At 44.9% G+C, this 19526-nt stretch carries 29 protein-coding genes; 18 read left to right on the top strand and 11 right to left on the bottom strand.

What is annotated here, in order from left to right:
- The first annotated feature begins 15 nt into the window (after positions 1-15).
- From QZL66_RS07290 to QZL66_RS07210, 17 genes are all read left to right on the top strand, one after another.
- Positions 16-360 (top strand): hypothetical protein, encoded by a 345-nt coding sequence (locus tag QZL66_RS07290; protein ID WP_022411076.1) that lies wholly within the window; start codon positions 16-18, stop codon positions 358-360.
- Positions 354-2069, top strand: coding sequence for a terminase large subunit (locus QZL66_RS07285; RefSeq protein WP_022411075.1), 1716 nt, complete (start codon positions 354-356; stop codon positions 2067-2069). The genes QZL66_RS07290 and QZL66_RS07285 overlap by 7 nt, the downstream gene beginning before the upstream one ends.
- Positions 2070-2075: 6 nt before the next feature.
- Entirely contained in the window at positions 2076-3305 is a 1230-nt protein-coding gene (locus QZL66_RS07280; RefSeq protein ID WP_022411074.1) for a phage portal protein, read from the top strand.
- Positions 3292-3783: a leucine-rich repeat domain-containing protein gene (locus tag QZL66_RS07275; protein ID WP_293601954.1), complete on the top strand. Its 492-nt coding sequence runs from the start codon at positions 3292-3294 to the stop codon at positions 3781-3783. The genes QZL66_RS07280 and QZL66_RS07275 overlap by 14 nt, the downstream gene beginning before the upstream one ends.
- A gap of 41 nt (positions 3784-3824) precedes the next feature.
- On the top strand, positions 3825-4403 hold the full coding sequence (locus tag QZL66_RS07270) for an HK97 family phage prohead protease (RefSeq protein ID WP_293601953.1): 579 nt from the start codon (positions 3825-3827) through the stop codon (positions 4401-4403).
- 5 nt (positions 4404-4408) lie between these two features.
- The gene (locus QZL66_RS07265) at positions 4409-5683 is read left to right on the top strand and encodes a phage major capsid protein (protein ID WP_022411071.1); all 1275 of its coding nucleotides are present in this window, start codon (positions 4409-4411) and stop codon (positions 5681-5683) included.
- A 16-nt stretch (positions 5684-5699) separates the two neighbouring features.
- Complete coding sequence (locus QZL66_RS07260; protein WP_022411070.1) at positions 5700-6215, top strand: hypothetical protein; 516 nt, start codon at positions 5700-5702, stop codon at positions 6213-6215.
- Positions 6208-6546, top strand: a complete 339-nt coding sequence (locus QZL66_RS07255; RefSeq protein WP_022411069.1) for a hypothetical protein — start codon at positions 6208-6210, stop codon at positions 6544-6546. Before QZL66_RS07260 ends, QZL66_RS07255 begins: the two co-directional genes overlap by 8 nt.
- Positions 6547-6548: 2 nt before the next feature.
- Positions 6549-6998 (top strand): hypothetical protein, encoded by a 450-nt coding sequence (locus QZL66_RS07250; RefSeq protein WP_022411068.1) that lies wholly within the window; start codon positions 6549-6551, stop codon positions 6996-6998.
- 2 nt (positions 6999-7000) lie between these two features.
- Positions 7001-7354 carry a hypothetical protein gene (locus tag QZL66_RS07245; RefSeq protein WP_022411067.1) on the top strand — a complete coding sequence of 118 codons (354 nt, stop codon included), beginning with the start codon at positions 7001-7003 and terminating at the stop codon, positions 7352-7354.
- Positions 7355-7356: 2 nt separating this feature from the next.
- A complete protein-coding gene (locus QZL66_RS07240) occupies positions 7357-8010 on the top strand; it encodes a major tail protein (RefSeq protein WP_022411066.1) in 654 nt (217 codons plus the stop codon).
- A gap of 25 nt (positions 8011-8035) precedes the next feature.
- Complete coding sequence (locus tag QZL66_RS07235; protein ID WP_022411065.1) at positions 8036-8359, top strand: hypothetical protein; 324 nt, start codon at positions 8036-8038, stop codon at positions 8357-8359.
- 230 nt (positions 8360-8589) lie between these two features.
- Positions 8590-11403, top strand: a complete 2814-nt coding sequence (locus QZL66_RS07230) for a phage tail protein (RefSeq protein ID WP_293601948.1) — start codon at positions 8590-8592, stop codon at positions 11401-11403.
- Positions 11400-12248 (top strand): phage tail family protein, encoded by an 849-nt coding sequence (locus QZL66_RS07225; RefSeq protein ID WP_022411063.1) that lies wholly within the window; start codon positions 11400-11402, stop codon positions 12246-12248. The genes QZL66_RS07230 and QZL66_RS07225 overlap by 4 nt, the downstream gene beginning before the upstream one ends.
- Position 12249: 1 nt before the next feature.
- A complete protein-coding gene (locus QZL66_RS07220; RefSeq protein WP_022411062.1) occupies positions 12250-13278 on the top strand; it encodes a siphovirus ReqiPepy6 Gp37-like family protein in 1029 nt (342 codons plus the stop codon).
- Positions 13279-13280: 2 nt separating this feature from the next.
- Positions 13281-15257 (top strand): pyocin knob domain-containing protein, encoded by a 1977-nt coding sequence (locus QZL66_RS07215; protein ID WP_022411061.1) that lies wholly within the window; start codon positions 13281-13283, stop codon positions 15255-15257.
- Positions 15258-15277: 20 nt separating this feature from the next.
- Positions 15278-15406: a hypothetical protein gene (locus QZL66_RS07210; protein ID WP_293601945.1), complete on the top strand. Its 129-nt coding sequence runs from the start codon at positions 15278-15280 to the stop codon at positions 15404-15406.
- A 53-nt stretch (positions 15407-15459) separates the two neighbouring features.
- Here the strand turns inward: QZL66_RS07210 and QZL66_RS07205 are convergent, their stop codons facing one another.
- The 3 genes from QZL66_RS07205 to QZL66_RS07195 form a co-directional block, all read right to left on the bottom strand.
- The gene (locus QZL66_RS07205; protein ID WP_022411060.1) at positions 15460-15672 is read right to left on the bottom strand and encodes a helix-turn-helix domain-containing protein; all 213 of its coding nucleotides are present in this window, start codon (positions 15670-15672) and stop codon (positions 15460-15462) included.
- Entirely contained in the window at positions 15656-15949 is a 294-nt protein-coding gene (locus QZL66_RS07200; RefSeq protein ID WP_022411059.1) for a type II toxin-antitoxin system HicB family antitoxin, read from the bottom strand. The genes QZL66_RS07205 and QZL66_RS07200 overlap by 17 nt, the downstream gene beginning before the upstream one ends.
- 68 nt (positions 15950-16017) lie before the next feature.
- Positions 16018-16200, bottom strand: coding sequence for a type II toxin-antitoxin system HicA family toxin (locus QZL66_RS07195; RefSeq protein WP_022411058.1), 183 nt, complete (start codon positions 16198-16200; stop codon positions 16018-16020).
- Positions 16201-16328: 128 nt separating this feature from the next.
- On the opposite strand from QZL66_RS07195, the gene QZL66_RS07190 reads away from it, so the two are divergent.
- A complete protein-coding gene (locus tag QZL66_RS07190; RefSeq protein ID WP_022411057.1) occupies positions 16329-16571 on the top strand; it encodes a hypothetical protein in 243 nt (80 codons plus the stop codon).
- Between the two features lie 113 nt (positions 16572-16684).
- Here the strand turns inward: QZL66_RS07190 and QZL66_RS07185 are convergent, their stop codons facing one another.
- The 8 genes from QZL66_RS07185 to QZL66_RS07150 all read right to left on the bottom strand — a co-directional run bounded on the left by QZL66_RS07185 (position 16685) and on the right by QZL66_RS07150 (position 19490).
- Entirely contained in the window at positions 16685-17638 is a 954-nt protein-coding gene (locus QZL66_RS07185; RefSeq protein WP_022411056.1) for a hypothetical protein, read from the bottom strand.
- On the bottom strand, positions 17619-17963 hold the full coding sequence (locus tag QZL66_RS07180) for a hypothetical protein (RefSeq protein WP_022411055.1): 345 nt from the start codon (positions 17961-17963) through the stop codon (positions 17619-17621). Before QZL66_RS07180 ends, QZL66_RS07185 begins: the two co-directional genes overlap by 20 nt.
- Positions 17956-18150, bottom strand: a complete 195-nt coding sequence (locus tag QZL66_RS07175) for a hypothetical protein (RefSeq protein WP_022411054.1) — start codon at positions 18148-18150, stop codon at positions 17956-17958. The genes QZL66_RS07180 and QZL66_RS07175 overlap by 8 nt, the downstream gene beginning before the upstream one ends.
- A gap of 15 nt (positions 18151-18165) precedes the next feature.
- A complete protein-coding gene (locus tag QZL66_RS07170; protein WP_022411053.1) occupies positions 18166-18342 on the bottom strand; it encodes a hypothetical protein in 177 nt (58 codons plus the stop codon).
- Between the two features lie 85 nt (positions 18343-18427).
- A complete protein-coding gene (locus tag QZL66_RS07165) occupies positions 18428-18703 on the bottom strand; it encodes a hypothetical protein (RefSeq protein ID WP_022411052.1) in 276 nt (91 codons plus the stop codon).
- 210 nt (positions 18704-18913) lie between these two features.
- Entirely contained in the window at positions 18914-19123 is a 210-nt protein-coding gene (locus tag QZL66_RS07160) for a manganese catalase family protein (RefSeq protein WP_022411051.1), read from the bottom strand.
- Entirely contained in the window at positions 19124-19378 is a 255-nt protein-coding gene (locus tag QZL66_RS07155; RefSeq protein ID WP_226943779.1) for a spore coat protein CotJB, read from the bottom strand.
- On the bottom strand, positions 19371-19490 hold the full coding sequence (locus QZL66_RS07150) for a spore coat associated protein CotJA (protein WP_293601969.1): 120 nt from the start codon (positions 19488-19490) through the stop codon (positions 19371-19373). The genes QZL66_RS07155 and QZL66_RS07150 overlap by 8 nt, the downstream gene beginning before the upstream one ends.
- Between the last annotated feature and the right edge of the window lie 36 nt (positions 19491-19526).

Below are 19526 nucleotides of genomic sequence, written 5' to 3'. Positions count from 1 at the left end.
AAAGGGGGAATGAATTTGAATCGTAAAGAAGAATTGCTGAAACTCGTCAATGATTCGAACCGAACGACAATTCTCCCTCTGATCGACAAAATGATATTTCTGGAAAACCAGCTGGAGCAGTTGGAAAAACTCCCGATGATCAAAGTGAATCCGGAAAATCCGATGCAGCAAAAAGCGACACCGGCAGCGAAACTCTACAAAGAATTTTTACAGCAGTATACCAACGTTGTAAAAGTGATTTCCAGAGCAACGAGCGAAGAAAACGAACAGGAAGAAAGCCCACTGAGAAAATGGGTGAAATCCAGAAGTGAAGTTAATGCTGACATACAAGGTGGCAAAGGGTTGAAGCCTTTATGCTGATTCAAGAAAAAAAGATCTGGACTCCGGACAATTCTTTTTTGCTCGAATATCATGCAAAAATCGAATGCGGTGAAATCATCGCCGGTCAGGAACTGTGGCAGGAGCTCCAAAATCTAAAAGAAGATTTTCTGAATGACGCTTTTTATTACGATACGAGAGATGCGCTTCTAAGAATCGACTTTATGGAACGTTGTGTGCGGCTGACAAAATCGCCGTACTACAACAAGCCAATGGTTTTGATGCTTTGGCAAAAAGCGTTTATCGAGACGGTCTATAGTTTCAAAGTGTCTGGCACGACGTTTGATCGATTCAAAAAAATCATTCTTTTGATTGCCAGAAAAAACACGAAATCCGAAACCTGCTCTGCACTCGGCTTGTCGGAACTGATTGTGGGAAATCAGGGCGCAGATATTGTCTGCTCTTCGAACGACGACAACCAAGCAAGTATTACATACGACGCTATTGACACAATGCGCCGCCTGATCGACCCGAACGATTTGGACACAAAACGAAATCAGCGTTTTATTTTGAATAAAGTGAACGGCTCGAAGATTTTCAAATTGTCCGACCGAACAAAAAACAAGGAAGGTCGGAACATCGATTTTGCAATCGTGGACGAAACGCACGAAATGAAAGAAAATATCATCGGAAAATCTATCGAACAGTCGCAGAGTTTGAAAGACAGCCCGAAATTTATCAATATCACGACAGAAGGATTTGTCGTTGACGGATATTTGGACGACGAACTGAAAAAAGCACGTGCGGTTATCAATGGCGAAGATGACTCTTTGAGTGGTCAACGCCTTTTGCCATGGCTTTATACTCAGGATTCCGAAAGCGAAGTTTGGCAGAATCCGGAAACGTGGGTAAAAAGCAATCCAACGCTTGGTATCATCAAGAAATGGGACTACCTACAAGAACAAGTGGAGGTTGCAAGACGTTCGAAAGCCGACCGAATCTTCGTTTTGTCGAAAGACTTTAACATCAAACAAAATAGCGTGGAAATGTGGCTGAATCTGGAAGATTACGACTATGAAGCAGTCTATGATTTAGAAGATTTCCGAGGTTGTGTTTGCCTGGGGGCTGTCGATTTGTCGGAAACTACCGATTTGACGTGTGCAAAGATTCTTTTGATGAAACCGAACGACCCTGTAAAATACATACACACGATGTATTTTATTCCGCAATCCAAATTGGAGGATTCTGACGACTGGAACGCCGGGGCAAGATATCGGGAATGGGCGAAAGCCGGACTTTTGACAATCACAGAAGGCAATGATATCGATTTGGCTCTTGTCGGAGATTGGTTTTACAAGCTCTACAAAGATTACAACATTAAACTTTGGAAATGCGGGTACGACCAGAGGTTTTCAAAAGATTGGCTAACTCGAATGGGCTTTTACGGGTGGACGAAAGAAAATGAGGACGTTGTTTTGATTTTGCAAAACGCACAAACTCTTTCCAACGCTCTGAAACTTTGTGAAGCTGATTTGAAACACCAGCTTGTAAATTACAACGGGAACGCAATAGACAAGTGGTGCTTTAAAAATGCCGGCGTCAAGGTCGATGATCACGCACAGTGCCTATGCGTCAAAACGGAACGGTCAAAAAGAATTGACGGAGCGGTTACATTGATAATCCTCTACGAAATGTACCGCAGATACAGAACAGAATACAGGCAAATAATTGAAAACGGAAAGGCGGTGTAAATAAGAATGGGTTGGTTAGACAAGCTGAGACGAAAGCCAAAAGTAAAGACAGAATATGCGGATATGCTGAACGGATATACTCCGATTTACTCACAATTTGGCGATGACATTTACGCATCGGACGTGGTGCAGCAGGCGATAAATTGCATTGTCATGGAGTGCAAAAAATTGATTCCGACACATGTTAAAGAAAACGGGTCGGATGTCATTCCGGTGAACAGTAATGTCCAGTCTGTTTTAAACGCTCCAAACGAGATCATGACGACGACAGATTTTATTGAAAAAATCATCTGGCAGCTATATTTTAATTACAACGCTTTTATCATCCCGACTTGGTACACCAGGCAGGAAACGAACGGCAGTTTAACAACTGTGTATACAGGATTGTATCCAATTGCACCGACAAACGTTGAGATTTTGCAGGATGCGAGCGATAAGCTATATATCAAATTTACCTTTGCGAACCACTACGAAACAACATTGAAATATTCCGACGTAATCCACATTCGCAAAAATTTTTCTGTCAACGAGTTTATGGGCGGAAATGAATTTGGGCAGCCGGACAACGACGCACTTTTGAAAACACTCGATCTGAACTGGCAGCTGCTCCACAATTTGTCGAAAGCGATGGTGTCGAGCTGCGCCGTTAACGGAATCGTAAAGTATAATACGATGATGGACGACGGAAAAACAGAAGCCGCATTGAAACAGTTGGAAGAGAAGTTGAAAAATTCCGAAAGCGGTTTTCTACCGCTTGACATTCGAGCGGAGTTTACACCGATTCAGCGAGAAATCCAGATGGTTGACGAAGCAACGCTAAAATTTATTGACGAAAAAATTCTCCGTCATTTTGGTGTGCCACTCTGCATCTTGACTGGCGATTATACCAAAGAACAGTACGAAGCGTTTTTCCAAAAAACAATTGAACCGATTGTGCGCACACTTTCACAGAGTTTTACAAAGACGATTTTTACACAACGGGAGCGCTCTTTCGGGAACCAGATCAGATTTTACACGAAGGATTTGATTTTTTTAAGCACCGACCAAACGCTTGAAATGGTCAATTTGCTCGGTGCAAGCGGAAGTTTGTACGAAAACGAAAAACGTGTTGCATTTGGAATGCGACCGCTCCCCGAATTGGTCGGTGTGCGAATGATGTCGTTAAACTATGTAAACGTCGAATACGCAAAAGAATATCAGCTGAACCAGAAAGAAGGAACTGATGATGGGGAATAATGTAAAATCGTTGAATGCGCTTTCTTTGAAGTTGGGAAAAGAATCCGAAGCAACGTCGAAGCTAAACGCATTGAAAAACATATACGCTGCGCTTGGTGGAGCGAACTCCACTGCAACGACAGTTGCGGAAGCAATTGACGAAATTGTTTCCGTTGCTGAAAAGCCAACTAAGCAAGAAGTCTTTTGGGAAAGCAAAACGGTATCGGAAGAAGTAACAAAAGTGTCTATTCCAAACGGTGTTACAAGCATTGGAGAGCGTGCGTTTTTAAATTGTACCAGTTTAACCAACGTCACCATTCCAGAAGGTGTCAAAAGCATCGGGTCTTCTGCGTTTGACAGTTGCAGCAATTTGGCGAGCATCTATTTTAGGGGCACGGAAGAGCAATGGAACGCAATTACAAAAGGTGACAGCTGGAATGCGAGCATGGGTTCTAATGTCAAAGGCGGAACTGTTATTACTTATAACTACACTGGTTAAGTGAGGTGTGAAAAACAATGGAATTTTGCAGAAGAAATTTTATGTTTGATATTCGGGCAGACACCGACAAAGAGAACAAATTTTACATTTCCGGTCGTCCGATTGTTTACGAGTCCAAAACAAACCTTGGTTTTTGCGACGAAGTCATCAGAAGCGGTGCGCTCGACGATGCGGACTTGTCCGACGTGCGATTTTTGGTAAATCACAACACCAACATGATTCCCCTTGCACGTTTCCGGAAAGGTGACAAGAACTCGACGATGCAACTCCAGATTGACAACAAGGGTTTGCCGATTCGACTTGATTTGGACGTTGAAAATAACACCGAAGCTAAGGCGTTGTATTCTGCCGTGCAGCGTGGGGACATTTCCGGAATGTCGTTTATGTTTACAATCGACGCCGATGAATGGGAAAATCTGGACAGCGAACACCCTACACGGTACATTACCAAGATTGGACAGGTTTTGGAGGTTTCCGCCGTGACTTTTCCGGCATATGAATCGACCGAAATTTCTGCACGTGATAAACGAGCACTCGACGAAGCACGAAAGGCTATTTCCAAAAATTCCGAAGATGCGGAATTGGAAAAGCTGAAACTGAAATATCTCATGGGGGTATAAAACAAATGAAAGAATTTCTGAAAAAGCTGATTGCAAAGAAGCAAAAGGAAGCTGAAGCTATCCGATCTAAGATCAAGGCTTCCGAATCCGCACAGGAAGTGCGGGAACTGGGCGAAACTCTCCAGTCCGTACTTGACGAACTGAACGAAGCAAAGGATAAGCTTGCCGATGCTGAAAACGACGACAACAAGAACGACGATCAGACCGGCGAACCGGCACAGGCAAGCAACGCCGATGGTCAGCGCTCTAACTTTAATCCGGCGCAGACTCGCAGCGTAGGTGTTTATGCGCAGAATGCGCAGGCAGAACACAGAACCGGCAACGCTCTGGATTCCGTCGAATACCGGCAGGCGTTTATGAAGTACGTCCAGACCGGTGAGTGGAATTATCAGAAGAGAGCGGACGAAACTCTGATTACATCCGACGTCGGCAAGATTATTCCGAACACAATCATGAACGAGTTTATCAAGGAACTGAAGGTTTACGGTAACCTCTACAATCGTGTTCGGAAGCTGAACGTCAAGGGTGGTGTAGAATTTCCGATTGAGGAACTTGTACCGACTGTAACATGGATCACCGAAACCACTGTTTCTGATACTCAGAAGGCTCCGGAAATCAAGACCTCTGTTTCTTTTGGTTATCACATTGTAGAAGCACGTCTGGCGCAGTCCCTGCTGTCTCAGGTTGTATCTCTCCCCTACCTGGAAACCGAAATGGCACGGCTGCTTGCTGAAGCGTTCGTCAAGGAATTCGATCGAATCATCGTTTCCGGTTCCGGTTCCGGCCAGCCGCTGGGCATTCTGAACGATACCCGTGTAAAGGCTTCTAACAAGATTTCCCTGTCTGCTGCTGACATGGCAGATTGGACGAAGTGGAGAACAAAGTTTTTCGCAAAGATTCCGCTCGCTTATCGTGGCGAGGGCGTCATGATCATGACGGCTGCAACCTGGGAAACTTACATCATGACACTAAAGGACGCAAACGACCGCCCGCTTTATCAGGAGACATACGACCCGCAGAACGGCAATCTCACATGCAGATTCGCAGGTCGGGAAGTGATTCTCGTAGAACCGGACATCCTGAAAGACTATGACACTGCACAGACCGGTGAAGCTTGGGCTATCTACCTGAAGCCGACTGATTACGCAATCAATACCAACATGCAGATTGCGTTCAAGCGTTGGTTTGACGATGAGAAGAACAAGTACTTTAACAAGGGCTTGTGCATCATGGACGGAAAGCTGCTGGATGTCAACAGCGTGTACATTTTTAACAAGTAAAGGCCAGGTGTAACAAATGACAGATGCAGAACTGTTGTCTAAAGTAAAAATCGGAATAGGCGTCACAGGCACGTATCAGGACGAAACCTTGGTGACATACATTCGAGATGTCAAGAATTTCCTGCTCGACGCCGGCGTTCCGGAAAACATTGTGAACGGTTCTGACTCTGTCGGTGTTATAACTCGGGGAGTGTCTGACCTGTGGAATTATGGCGCAGGTGCTGCGGGATTTTCGCCGTACTTTGTTCAACGTGCCGTTCAGCTTGTTTATAAAAATATCGGAAAGCTTACTGTTTCTTCTTCCGCCGGTTCTGCCGGCGATTCTATCAAAATTTCGATTTCCGAAAAAGCGAACGGTGCGAAATACCGCTATAAATTTACAGACGTGCTCCCAAGTTATAACGATGATCTGTCGGATTGGGTGGAGTGGGACGGCATTTCCGAAATCATCAAGGAAAACAACACGGCTATCTGTGTTGTACAGGTCACGACAGATAATCTTGCATTAAAAGCAGGTGTTACAAATGTATAGACCAAGCGAGCCTTTTGTAATTCCAATGTTTCTTTTTATTCCGGAAACCAAAGTTGTAAAAGGAACGGTAAAAAAGGTTTATCCCGAAAAAGGCGAACTTTTTTATTGCTCTTTTCGAACTTTTGGAGGAACGGAAAAAACAAGTAATGACGTTTTGACCGTGGAAGATACTGCAATTGTCGAAACGTGGTACAGACCCGATATCAAGTCTGATTGTATCGTAAAAAACGCCGACGGGAAAGCCTATGAAATTTTAGGGACGCCGGAAAATATTAGTATGCGCAATCAGACGTTGAAATTTAAAGTCCGTGCCGTGTCCGGAGGTGTCTGATCGTGGCAAAAAACAAAATTGGATTGCAATTCGCCGGCTGGAAAGAAATGTTATCCAGAATCGAAAAGGCTGCCGGAGAAGCTGGATTGAAACAGGCGACAGAAGCGGCACTGAAAGCATCGAAAACATATATTAACAATAATGTTGACGCAATCATGGTGAAAGGCAACATGCCTGCCCACGGTAAATATTGGACTGGAAACACAAAAGCATCTTTGAATAAAAGTTACGACGTGCAATGGTCAGGGTTTACCGGATCAATTGACATTGGTTTTGATCTGGAAAAGTCTGGATTGACATCAATTTATTTGATGCACGGAACACCAAGGCACAAACCGCCAATGCAAAAGGTCGCCGGTCTAAATGAAGCTTTTTACGGAAAAAAGACGAAACTAGAAGTCAAAAGAATCCAAAAAGAAGCTATTGAAAAATGGATTGAGAGGAATTTATAATCGTGGAAGATTTTCTGATTGAAATCCTGTCAACCTTTGGTTATCCTGTGCGTCGGCAGGGTTCATTTTTGGAAGATGAAGTGTATCCCGAAAGTTTTTTTACTTTTTGGAACAACGCTTCGAACGCCGAAAGCATTTACGACAACAAAGAAAACGCTATTTTGCACGAATACGATGTGAATTTTTACTCGACTGATATCGAAAAAGTTTACGACGTATTGCGAAAAGCTAAGAAAAAATTGAGACAGAATGGTTTTGACGTGTGGGGCGACGGATACGACGTTGCGAGCGACGAAAGCACCCACTCCGGGCGAGGTCTGAACGTCTCATATTTTGAAAATTTACAGGAGGAATGAACATGGCAACAAGCGCAGTAGATAACGTGTTTGAGTTCCGTGGCGTAGAAGATTTATTTTATGCTCCGGTCACCGAGGATACCGAGGCAAATTTTACTGTCGGAACTCCGAAGCGGCTCTCCTACACTGCAAAAATTTCGAAGGAAGTCGAAACGTCCAGCGAAACGCACTACTACGATAATAAGGGCATGATCGTTATCAATGCGAAGGGCGCTGAAACCTTTACTCTGACGGTCGCACCTCCCAAGCTGGAAACGCTGGCAGACATTACAGGACAGGATTTCGACGCCGAAGCCGGAATGCTGATGGAAGGCGAGGTAACGCCAAAGTATTTTGCAATCGGTTACAGAGCGAAGGGAACGGACGGGTATTGGCGGTATTGCTGGAAGTATAAGGGACAGTTTGCAATCCCCTCCGAGGAAAACAACACTGAATCCGACTCCATCGACACCGCCAACACAGAACTTACTTACACTGCGGTTAGCACTATCCATAAATTTGCGCAGACAGTCGACACAACAACGGTTAACAAGACGATGTCTGGTATCGTGGTCGATGAACGCTACGGCGGCATGACCGAGCCGATGAAGGCTGCGTGGACGAAGAAGGTTTGGACTCCGGCAGACGTACACAACAAGGTTGTTCCGGAAACCTAATTTTAAAATCGGGAGGTAGTACAAAATGGAACTCAAACTAAACATTTACAACAAGAACGGGGAAATCGCAAAGACCTACACGGCAAGCGAATTTGATCTCATGTGGGGAACAATTGAAGATTTGGTCAATTGTATCGACATCGACAAGATCGACGATAACGCAGCGGTCGGAAAAATGATTCTGAATGTGCTGCCCCAGCTGAAGCCGCTGCTGAAACAGATTTTCCCCGAACTGACTGATTCCGAAATGAGGAAGACCAAGGTCAAGGAACTCGTACCGATTTTTATGAATGCGTTTAAGTATGCGTTTCTGGAAATTGGCACTTTGGGCGACAAGTCGGGAAACTGATTGAGGGTGGAGAGCAGGACACCCTGTATGACATCTTTTTTGACGTAACCGTGTCTTTGTGTGAGAGATTCCACGGACTTGACCCAATTAGACTCAGACGGTATCCGGCGCATGAAGTAATTGTACTCATGCGCCGTACTGTTACATACGCAAAACATCAAAAAAGAGAGAAAAAACCGAGAAGAATCTATAAGCCTGCTCCGGACACATGGTTTTAAAGGGGTGATTGTGTGCCAAAAAATACCGAAACAACGACAAAGTTTAAAGTCGACATTTCCGAATTAAAATCCAGCTTGCAAGAAGCGAATCGACAGATTGCGCTGACCAACTCCACGTTTAAAGAGTCGGTTGCAGGGATGGAAAAATGGAGCGATTCCGCCGACGGATTGACTGCCAAAATCACACAGTTAAAAGGCGTAAACCAAAGTTACGATAAGATTTTAGCTGAGTACGAACAGAAACTGGCGCAAATCGTATCGAGCGAGGGCGAAAATTCCGAAGCTGCACAGAACATGCAAATCAAGATCAATAATCTGAAAGCAGCGATTAAAGGAAATGAAGCGGCAATTGAAAAACACACAAAAGCCCTTGCTGACATGTCAAACGAATCGGATGATTCCGCCGGCGACACCGAGGATTTAGCTGGCGCTCTCGACGAAACTGGCGACGAAGCAAAAACCGCCGAAAAGAAACTTGATGGAGTAAACGACGAAATCAAGGAAACCGGCGAAAAAAGCGAAGAGTCAACCGGAAAGCTGAAAAACTTTTTAGGCTCTCTCGGAAAAGGAATCCTGACCGGAATCGGCGCTGCGGCAACGGGACTAGCTGCTGGTTTGACAGCTGCGACGGAAGAATCAAAAGAATTTACCGACAACATGAACAAGCTGTCCAGTGCAGCCAAAGACGGCGGTTATTCTGCTGATTTTGCCCAAAAGAGTTTTGAAAACATGTACGGCGTTCTGGGCGACGAAACAGCAGCAAACACAACCGTATCCAATTTTATGGCGATGGGTACGAGCACGGAAAATTTAAACAGCTTGTTGAATTCCTCTGCTGGTATCTGGGCGAAATACGGTGACTCAATCCCCCTTGACGGTTTGGCAGAATCGGTAAACGAAACGGCAAAAGTCGGACAGATCACAGGCAACTTGGCAGACGCTCTGAACTGGGCAGGCGTAAATGAAGATGATTTTAACACAAGTCTGTCGGAATGCTCCGACGAACAAGAACGGCAACAATTGATTGTTGACACGTTGAACGGCTTGTATGGCAGCTTAGGGCAAGAATACCAGAAGAACAATCAAGCAATGATCGATTTGAATGAAGCGCAGATGGAAATGAAAACCTCCATTGCCCAAATCGGAACGGCTTTTGCACCTGTTTTGGCGATGTTTACTCAGATGGGGGCGGGATTGCTATCTAGTCTTGTGCCGGACGTACAAAATCTTGCAAGTGCATTTACCGATTTGGTCAACGGAGTGGACGGAGCCGGTGAAAAAATCGGTACATCTGTCGGAAACATCCTCACAAATCTTGTGACCAAACTCACAAGCGCTTTGCCGACTATCGCCACAGTCGGAGTGACGATTGTACAAAGTCTGGTTAGCGGAATAGTCGATAATTCAGAAGAGATTTTATCCTCTGCAAGCGATGTTATTATGACTTTGGCGGATGGAATTGTAACTCTTGCTCCACAACTTTTAACCAGCATAGTTACACTTGTGGCAAATATCGCAGACGAACTAATAACGCTCGCTCCGGAATTGTTGGACGCCGGAATAGAACTGTTTGACGGGCTAATCACTGCGCTGACAGATTTAGATTTGGGAAATGTTTTGTCAAATCTAATCACAACGCTGGTTACAACGCTGACAAAATCAACCCCAAAAATTCTGAATGGTGCTACAAAATTATTCATGGGAATTGTTAGCGCTATTCCGGTACTTTTGAATCAGTTGCTACCACAGTTGCCGAAAATTATAAATATGGTCACTGGGTTTTTGATCGCTGCAATTCCGCAGATTTTGGAAGCTGCCATGACAATGCTCCACGCTTTGATCGACGCTTTGCCACAAATAATCGACGCTCTTGTAGAAGCGTTGCCCGAAATTATAAGTGCTCTCACAGAATTTTTACACGAATCAATTCCAGAATTGCTAGATGCAGGAATAGAATTGCTGATGGCAATCGTAGACGCTCTCCCGACTATTATCGACTCGCTCGTAGACGCTCTCCCGACTATTATTACAACTTTGGTTGATTTTTTTATTGACAACATTGATGTCATTTTTGATGCTGCAATAAAGTTGTTAATGGCTCTTGTGGATGCGATTCCAGACATTTTGGTAGAATTAGGAAACGAATTACCAAAAATCGTCGGGGCAATTTTAAAAGCCATTGTAGACGCTGTTCCGAAGCTTCTTGCAAAATCCCGTGAACTTTTTGGAAAAGTAATGGAAGCGCTTGGGGAACTGCTCAGAAAACTACCTGGAAGAATGCTGGAGGTTCGTGACTCGGTCGTTAACGGAATTCAAAATTCTATAAGCAGAATCCGAGAAGCAGCCGGAGAAATTGCAGATGCGATTCTGGAGCACATCAAAGAATTGCCCGGTGAAATGTTTAATGCCGGAAGAGACATTGTAGAAGGACTCTGGAACGGTATTAACGACATGGTCGGATGGATTGGTGATAAAATTTCCGGATTTGGAGATAGTGTGCTGAGTGGAATCAAAGACTTTTTCGGAATCCACTCGCCGTCCTTGGTGATGGAAAAGCAAGTCGGTAAATTTTTACCGATGGGGCTCGCTAAAGGTATCAAAGACAAAACCGCTGTGGCTGTTGACGCAATGAAAACCATGGGGCAAAAAATGCTTGCTCCCGCACAGAATCTGAAAGAAAATCTTGCCGTTGGTGCTGGCGAAACACGCTCTGCCGCAAAAACCATTGTGCAGAATTTTAATCAAAATGTATATAGCCCGAAGGCGCTGTCTCGTTTGGAAATCTATCGTCAAAGTAAAAATCTGTTAAAGGGGGCTAGGGTGTGATATTCACAAAAGCAAAAAGCGAACGGAATAAAATTCTTGATTTTTCCAATTCGACAAAATATTGTTTGTACGATATCGACGGTCTAAACCCTGTGGCAGCTACGATAAATACAACAGAGTTCGCAACGAGCGACGGCGCAATGTTTAACAGTGCCCGAATCGGTACAAGAAATGTTGTACTGTACATCAAAATTTATCCGGAAATTGAAAAAAATCGGCTTGCACTCTATTCGATTTTCAGAATTAAAAGCGACGTTGTGTTATATTTTCGACACGATTCGCTGGACGTGTTCATTTCCGGAAAAGTGGAGTCGTTCGAACTCGACCATTTTTCGAACTCGCAGGTTGCACAAATTTCCCTTTTGTGTTCCGACCCTTATTTCAGATCGGCAACGTCACATTTGGTTGAATTTTCCAACATCACATCTTTGTTTGAGTTTCCATTTACAAATCCTCCGGAGGGATTGGAATTTTCCAGAATCGACAAATCTGAAACGAAAATTATCAATGCCGGCGAAATGCCTACCGGTGTTACTCTGCGATTGTTCGCAAATTCGACAGGTGTTCAAAATCCGACGATTTACAACAAAACGAACAACACATTTTTTGCGTTGGATTTTGACATGGAACAAGGTGACCTAATCACAATTACAACACACTTCAACAACAAAAAGGTTGTCCTGCTCCGGAACGGGGTCGAAACGAACATCTTGTACGCTGTCAAGGAAGGGTCGACATGGCTGCAATTGGAACCAGGGGAAAACAAAATATCTTTTACCTGCTCCAAAGGTGCAAACGATCTGGATTTACAGGTAGAATATACGGAAATGTTTGAGGGAATCTGACATGTATATTTATATTTTGGACAAAAGTTTGAAAAGAATCGGACTAATTGACAATTACGTATCATTGATCTGGACAACTCGCTATTACCTCTGTGGGGATTTCGAATTATATCTTCCCGTTACGTCTGATTTTATTGGAATGTTACAGATTGGATATTACTTACAAACCACAGAAAGCGACTACACAATGATTGTCGAGTCCATCGACATCAAAACCGACGCTGAAAACGGAAACTATTTAACAGTTTCGGGGCGGAGCGTAGAAAGCCTGCTCAATCGCCGGGTTGTTTCCCCTCGTGCAGGTGTAAGCAATATGCCTGTAGAATCGACTGCTGAATATTTGATTCATTATAATTTCGTCTCTCCCGTCGCAACCGAAAGAAAGATTCCGGAAATTGGAATTTTTGACACTGCGAAAAACTTTCCGGAAAAGATCACAAGCCAGTATTTTGGAGATAATGTGTACGAAACTATAACGCAATTGTGCCAAACTTATGGCTACGGGTTCAGAATGCCGCTAAAAAACGGAAAATTCACGTTTGAAATGTACAATGGGCTGAATCGGACACGCTCCCAAAAAGAGAACGCTCCTGCGGTCTTTTCTCCAGAATTTGAAAATCTGGTAAATACCGAATACGTGTACGACACAAAAGAAAATAAAAACGTTGCTCTCGTTGCTGGACAAGGTGAGGGATTTGCCAGAACAAACACCTTTGCAGGCTCTGAGTCCGGTTTGGAGCGTCGAGAAATTTTTGTGGATGCGCGTGACCTATCAAACGAAGAGTTGACCGATTCGGAATATATGACGGTTTTGAAATCGAGAGGAATTGAAAAGCTATCTGAATACGAGCAACATCCGCAGTACGCCGGAGAAGTGAACAACTTTCCAGATTATTGCGATTTGGGAGACATTGTAGAAGTAGAAAATGAATTTGGAATGAGGGCAACTGCGAGAATTGTGGAGATTATCGAAAGCTACTCCACCAGCGGAAATACAAGAATCCCGACTTTTGATGAATGGAGTGTGTAAAAATGGCTATAAAATCAGGATATTTTAACAGCGTCAGCGGTGACAGAAAATACAACGCCGAAGATATGACGATGTACTTTAAAGGTCTTGTTTCTGACGGCGTATATCAGACAGTTGGAAACATGCTTGCCGTTACGCCTGGCGACGGTTTGACAGTTAACCTCGATACAGGCAGAGCGCTTGTTAATATGCATTGGATGGAAAACGACTCAATGGTAAATATTGACATTGGTTCTGCATCCGTAAGCACCGAGCAATACAAATTGATCATCCTCCGATGCGATTTGTCAGAAAACGTGCGTTCCGTTGCTGTTACCGTAAAAGACAGTGCGAGCGGAGCGGTCGTTCTAAAAAATGATGAAAACATCAAAGAATTGTGTCTTGCACGTGTGCGAATCAGAAAGAATGCGTCTACGATCTCCCAAAGTGACATTAGAGATTATCGAGGAAGCACCTATTGCCCGTGGATTACCGGACTCATCCAGCAGGTTGACACGTCGAAATTGAACGAGGAATTTTATGCGTACTACGACGAACAGACAAAAGCGCTTGATGCATGGCTTAACCAGCAGAAAAAGGATTTTGAAAGCTGGTTGTCCACTCTCCAAAGCGAACTGACGGTAAACACGAAGCTGAAAACATACCAGTATGTGTTTACGACAACGGAAGAAACGACAGAAATCCCGCTAATCGATCAGTACGAAACCGGCGATTCTATCTTGATTCACATCGGTGGCGTTCTTTTCGTCGAAACCGACGAATTTGAGATTGACACGACAAACCGCAAAATCATCTTGAAAAATCCCGTCATGAAGGGGAATACAATTACCCAGTATTTGACAAAATCCACCATCGGAAACGGCAGTTCCGGCGGTGGAGGTGGCGGAACATATGTCCATCCGACACATACGGCTTACGAGAGCGGTTTCTATAACATCACAGTTGACAATCTCGGTCATGTGACAAAGTGCTCTGCGGTTACGGCGAACGATTTATCAGAAGCCGGTGCGGTCGTAAGAAATCCCAACGATTTGACAAACAATTCTAGTTCCATTTGGCACATTCCGTTTTGTGATGGTATTGGATACAACATGGGAGTTCTTAAAAATTTAGCTACTGTTTATGTGGACGCTCTTGATAGCACACCAAAAAAGACAATTCAAATTACGTTGGGGCGTCAAGGCGATGGTGATTTTTCTGGACTTCTGAAAATGTATTCCAACGTTGGCGGAACGCAGCTTTTGGGGACGCATCCGGAGCAGTCCTCGAACTGTTTTTGTTATCTTCCGAAAAACTCTTCCGGAACTCTGGCGCTGCTCTCCGATATTCCGGAATCCCTCCTCTTGTCTGGCGGTACAATGTCCGGAAATATTGACACGGCGACAAACAAAACAGAAATCATTGTTAGTGCTGACAAATCCGGAGTTGAAAATTTAACCGTGGTTGCAGGTGGCACTGTCGAAGCGCCCGGAACAATGACTGCAAATCTGCCAAACAAGAAATCTTTTGTGGGCACATATCACGACACAACAAACGATGTGTGGTATAACATCGTTTCGATCAGACATCGCAACGGATACAACGACGGAAACAAATCTGGCATGGCAATATATTCCGATATGTTCGAAACCGGCAAGAATAGATGGGATGACAATCTTAAATGGAATAAGCAGAATGCCGACGGAACATGGCAGGGTGTGCGAACGCTGCTGGACACAGTAAACTATAGCAATCAGATGGCGGCGGAACTGACCACCGAAAACCTAAACAACGAAGTCACAAACGGAATCTGCGGGCTATTTTATGCGGCTGCAAACAACACGTGCCAAAATACGGCAGTTCCCGGCGATGCGTTTCTCTTGATCGCCATCCGGATTGCGGCAAGTGCCAAAACACAGGTGGCGATCTACCCGCACAACAACGCAATCTACATGCGGTCTTGGAATGGGAAAACTTGGACAGCATGGCGGCAGATATAGGTGCAAAGGGGGGAGAGAGATTGGACTGGACAGAGATCATCACCGCCGGCATTGCAGCGGCAGGGGCTGTGGCAGGCTCTGCGCTGCTGGCAGGCGTGCTGTCCGTGCTGACAAGCGTGGCGGGACTGCCAGAGGTTGAGAGCGAGTAAACAAAAAACACCGCCCGGCAGCGTACAGGCTGCCAGACGGCATTGTTTGAGGATTATTCGGCAGTTATGTCGTCTCGGCATAACGCATCCAGCGTGCAGTGCAATGCAGTTGCGATGCGGTCTAGGTTGCCGATGGTAACATTTTCGATTTTGATATAGTTGTTTTCGTAATCTGTGATTTTCTTATAGTGGATGCCGGAACGCTCCGACAGTTCTTTTCGAGAGAGTCCGCTTTTCTCACGAAGATACTTAATGTTGTTTCTCATACGCTGCATCCTTTATCACCGGATAATGGTCTGTATCGCAGAGAATCAGCGATACAAAGCTATCTGCATCTGTGGGAATGTCCTTGATTGGTGTTGCTGTCGGAATCGATTCTTTTTGCATATCGCAGAGCATCAGTGCAAGAACATCACTTGCATTTTCGATTGCTTCTGCCAGCGTGTCCCCGTCAGTATAGCAGGACTGCACATCTGGAAAGTTGACATAATAATAACCTTCTTTGTCACGAGTGAAGACAGCAGGATAAACATATTTTGCCATAATGATTCGCTCCTTCCATGGAATTGTTTGTGTTTCATTCGGGGAACGGGTAGCACAAAACACAGGGATTAAATCCCTGCGTCTTTCAGGATGCTTTTCAGTGTGCCGGGCTTGACATCTTGGCTGTTATGTCGTCCTACCGGGAAGTATCGGTCTGTTTTCGGGCTGTACCATTTTTCATGATTTCCGCCCTCACTGACTTTGTAACAGCCACCCTTTTTCAGCAGCTTTTTCAACTCGCTGTACTTCATGCCGTTCCCTCCTTCTGTAATTATAGTATACCACGTTTTCGTGGAATTGTCAAGCGATTTCTCAGGAAAAATGATAGAAAATATAAGTTGAAATTTGTGCTATTTGTACATTCGAAAGGAGCAGTATCATGGCAATTTTAAAGCCAGACAAAGAATATACGATCAACAGCGTGAACGTCAAGGAATACCTGTTGACCAAGCATAATCCGAACCGGATTGACATGCCCACAGCGTCCATGGCGGGGAAAATCATTGGCGTGACCATCCACAATACCGATTGGATTGCAACGGCAAGTGCTGCAAAAACGGGCGTTTCCGTGTCACCACCAAGGCAGAGTACTGCGGCAAGACACCAGCTGGCAAGTATGTAACCGGCTATGTCAGCGTTGACAATTTCCGTGAAGCGTAGGGTGGATGTTTCAAAAAATGCAATAACCACAAAAGCCGGCAGCGTGGATTTTGTTCCAATCGCTGCCGGCTTTCTTTATTTGTTCTTTTTGCCGTCTCTGGCATAATTTATAGCGGTCAGATCACCAAATTTTTGACCGGTCAAATCGATTCGTTTGTTACATCTATGACCGCAAGACTTTGTCGAGCCGCTTTTGAGGTTGTGCGTAAAAACAGTTGTTGTCTTCCCACAACTGCACTGGCAATTCCATTTTCTGTTGCCGGCATAATCTATAACGGTCAAATCGCCAAATTTTTGACCGGTCAAATCAATCATCGGTCTTCCTTTTGCTTTTGCGTTGCGCCTGTGACCACAAGATTTTGTCATGCCGTTTTTGAGGCTGGTTGTGAAAACAGTTGTTGTCTTCCCACAACTGCACTGGCAATTCCATTTGCCATGCCCGGCATAATCTATAACAATCAGATCTCCAAATTTTTGACCGGTTAAATCAATCGTCGGTTTTCTTTTTTCATTGCGTCTATGACCGCAAGACTTTGTTAAGCCGTTTTTGAGATTACTCGTAAAAACAGTTGTTGTGTTCCCACAACTGCACTGGCAATTCCATTTGCCGTTCCCGGCATAATCTATAACGGTCAGATCGCCAAATTTTTGACCAGTCAAATCAATCTTCGGTTTACTTTCTTCCTTGCGCCTGTGACCACAAGATTTTGTTCCACCACTTTTGAGAGAGCAAGCGGCGACAGTTGTTGTGTTCCCACAACTGCACTGGCAATTCCATTTTCCATGCCCGGCATAATCTATAACGGTCAGATCGCCAAATTTTTGACCAGTCAAATCAATCTTCGGTTTACTTTCTTCCTTGCGCCTGTGACCACAAGATTTTGTTGTCCCACTTTTGAGAGAGTAGGCTGCGACAGTTGTTGTGTTCCCACAACTGCACTGACAATTCCATTTGCTGTTACCGGCATAATCTGTAACGGTCAGATCACCAAATTTTTGACCGGTCAAATCAATCAGTTTCCCGTCCATTTTGAGCGCCTTTTCTACTGATTGTCGCATACGCCATAAGCATTACGATATATTCGGACGGTTCGTGCTCCCCGCTTGCCCACTTCTGTGCTGTCCCGTATGGGATAACAAGCCATCTGCAAAGATGCTTTAAACTCCGGTATTCCGGCACCAGCGCTTTAAATCCTTTATTGGATACAGCGTAAATTTTACGCAAGGTATCAACGGCGCTGTCTGTGTCGTCCATCCAGTCCTGCCAGCCCCGTTCCATGATATAGCGTTCCTCGTCCCCGCTATATTCTTTCGCTTCTCCGTACAACGTGCGGAATGTATCAAAATCAATCATTTTTTTCGCCTTTCTGGTACATGTTAAAAAATTTCTCGGTCGTTTCTTTGGTGCTGTGACCTACCGGAGCCGGTTCCCACTCTCCGGCGCTGTTTTTGCGTTTCGCTTCAGTGATTACCCCGTTTTCGTCCACAAAAACTGCAACCCAGTTTAAATAATGCCAGCCGGGACGGTATTCGTTTTTCATTTTCTTTTTCCTCCTTTAGATGTCGCAAGCTGTCACGCCGTAACGGTCGGGGTCGTAGCAATCGCAAGCGTCAAGCGCTTCCTCTTTGGTGTCAAACTCTTCGACGATCTCGATTTCACCAGAGGCAAAGACCTCGTCCCAGCTCAACTGCTTTTCCCATGCCTCATCTGTGATTCTGTAAATCTTCCACATAATAATTTTCTCCTTCATGTTTGTTTATTCGGCGATGTGCCGGACGGGGATTTCTCCCCGTTTCGTCGCAATTTTCAGCGACTCATCAGCAGCACTTTTTGCCTGCGTGCCAGTCGTACATCATGTTCAGCTTCTTGACGATGTTGTCCTTTCCAGCAATTGCGAATACTTCGCAATTAGAGCCAATCTGCCAATATTCCTTGTACCCGTTCGGATTGTCAACAATATCGCAAACACGAACAAAAGCGCCGTTGTGATCGGTTGACTTCACATCAATTTTGACGGTTCCCATTTTCTTTTTCTCGGAAAAGATTCCCTCAACGATTTCCTTAACAAGTGCAATCAGTTCAACGTTTTTCATAAGTCATTCCTCTTTCTTTGCTGCGGGCTTTTTGTTTTTTGCCCTGTTGTTTTTGTTTCTGTACTTAGTATACACCATTTAGGGGTATTTGTCAAGCGTTTTTCTCCTAATGGTGTAAATTTGTATACATGCACAAATAAAGAACGGCAGCACTGTACAAAGTAAACAACACTGCCGAATGTCTATTTTATTTTGGAATAATAATGTACATCATCTGCGGGCGGATTCCTCGGTGGACACATCCGTCAATACCCCCTTGACCTTATCCAGCTTCATGGAATAGCGCTGGTTCATATAGCGGAGGGAGGCGGCAAGCTCGCCGTCTGGTCCGCCAAGCTGCGAAATGATATACTTCGCCGTTTTGGCGTTTGGGGTTTTGATACGAACGGGGTATTGCAATTTTTTCTCATAAGTCCACATTTAGTTCGCCTCCTTTTCCCACGGCCACGGTCCCTCGATCCAGCCCCACGGAGCATTTCCGTCAGTTTGTCTGGGTTGGATCGGGCCGAACTGCCGGATATAGGCGGACGCCGTTTTCTGACGCAGCGCCGAGACCTCCTGCCATTTGCGCAGGGCGTGGGGACAGCTGGGGTGCGTATCCAGATACAGCTGCAATTCGTACAGCACAAAGTCATACTTTCGCAGCATTGCCATCAGTTTCTGCCGTTCATGCACAGGGACCACCTCCTCGGAAGGGATCGTCCAGCGCCGGAAAGATCGTGCCAATGGGGAACGCCGTTTCTGTATCATATGGCTCCTCCCACTGCTGGTAGGGGACGTACGCCATGCCGACGGGCGTTTCCGCTGGAAACGGGCTGATGGG

Origin of the sequence: Ruminococcus sp. CAG:330 (assembly GCF_000437175.1) — a bacterium.
Lineage (GTDB): Bacteria > Bacillota > Clostridia > Oscillospirales > Ruminococcaceae > Ruminococcus_C.
This window is presented reverse-complemented; position numbering and strand designations above follow the sequence as displayed.

Coding starts and splice junctions, on each gene's coding strand:
- QZL66_RS07195 (WP_022411058.1), bottom strand. CDS start 16,200: ATGAAGTACAGCGAGTTGAAAAAGCTGCTGAAAAAGGGTGGCTGTTAC.
- QZL66_RS07190 (WP_022411057.1), top strand. CDS start 16,329: ATGGCAATTTTAAAGCCAGACAAAGAATATACGATCAACAGCGTGAAC.
- QZL66_RS07275 (WP_293601954.1), top strand. CDS start 3,292: ATGATGGGGAATAATGTAAAATCGTTGAATGCGCTTTCTTTGAAGTTG.
- QZL66_RS07160 (WP_022411051.1), bottom strand. CDS start 19,123: ATGTGGACTTATGAGAAAAAATTGCAATACCCCGTTCGTATCAAAACC.
- QZL66_RS07170 (WP_022411053.1), bottom strand. CDS start 18,342: ATGTGGAAGATTTACAGAATCACAGATGAGGCATGGGAAAAGCAGTTG.
- QZL66_RS07260 (WP_022411070.1), top strand. CDS start 5,700: ATGACAGATGCAGAACTGTTGTCTAAAGTAAAAATCGGAATAGGCGTC.
- QZL66_RS07280 (WP_022411074.1), top strand. CDS start 2,076: ATGGGTTGGTTAGACAAGCTGAGACGAAAGCCAAAAGTAAAGACAGAA.
- QZL66_RS07150 (WP_293601969.1), bottom strand. CDS start 19,490: ATGGCGTACGTCCCCTACCAGCAGTGGGAGGAGCCATATGATACAGAA.
- QZL66_RS07265 (WP_022411071.1), top strand. CDS start 4,409: ATGAAAGAATTTCTGAAAAAGCTGATTGCAAAGAAGCAAAAGGAAGCT.
- QZL66_RS07270 (WP_293601953.1), top strand. CDS start 3,825: ATGTTTGATATTCGGGCAGACACCGACAAAGAGAACAAATTTTACATT.
- QZL66_RS07240 (WP_022411066.1), top strand. CDS start 7,357: ATGGCAACAAGCGCAGTAGATAACGTGTTTGAGTTCCGTGGCGTAGAA.
- QZL66_RS07180 (WP_022411055.1), bottom strand. CDS start 17,963: ATGATTGATTTTGATACATTCCGCACGTTGTACGGAGAAGCGAAAGAA.
- QZL66_RS07220 (WP_022411062.1), top strand. CDS start 12,250: ATGTATATTTATATTTTGGACAAAAGTTTGAAAAGAATCGGACTAATT.
- QZL66_RS07200 (WP_022411059.1), bottom strand. CDS start 15,949: ATGGCAAAATATGTTTATCCTGCTGTCTTCACTCGTGACAAAGAAGGT.
- QZL66_RS07255 (WP_022411069.1), top strand. CDS start 6,208: ATGTATAGACCAAGCGAGCCTTTTGTAATTCCAATGTTTCTTTTTATT.
- QZL66_RS07175 (WP_022411054.1), bottom strand. CDS start 18,150: ATGAAAAACGAATACCGTCCCGGCTGGCATTATTTAAACTGGGTTGCA.
- QZL66_RS07165 (WP_022411052.1), bottom strand. CDS start 18,703: ATGAAAAACGTTGAACTGATTGCACTTGTTAAGGAAATCGTTGAGGGA.
- QZL66_RS07215 (WP_022411061.1), top strand. CDS start 13,281: ATGGCTATAAAATCAGGATATTTTAACAGCGTCAGCGGTGACAGAAAA.
- QZL66_RS07185 (WP_022411056.1), bottom strand. CDS start 17,638: ATGGACGGGAAACTGATTGATTTGACCGGTCAAAAATTTGGTGATCTG.
- QZL66_RS07285 (WP_022411075.1), top strand. CDS start 354: ATGCTGATTCAAGAAAAAAAGATCTGGACTCCGGACAATTCTTTTTTG.
- QZL66_RS07205 (WP_022411060.1), bottom strand. CDS start 15,672: ATGAGAAACAACATTAAGTATCTTCGTGAGAAAAGCGGACTCTCTCGA.
- QZL66_RS07235 (WP_022411065.1), top strand. CDS start 8,036: ATGGAACTCAAACTAAACATTTACAACAAGAACGGGGAAATCGCAAAG.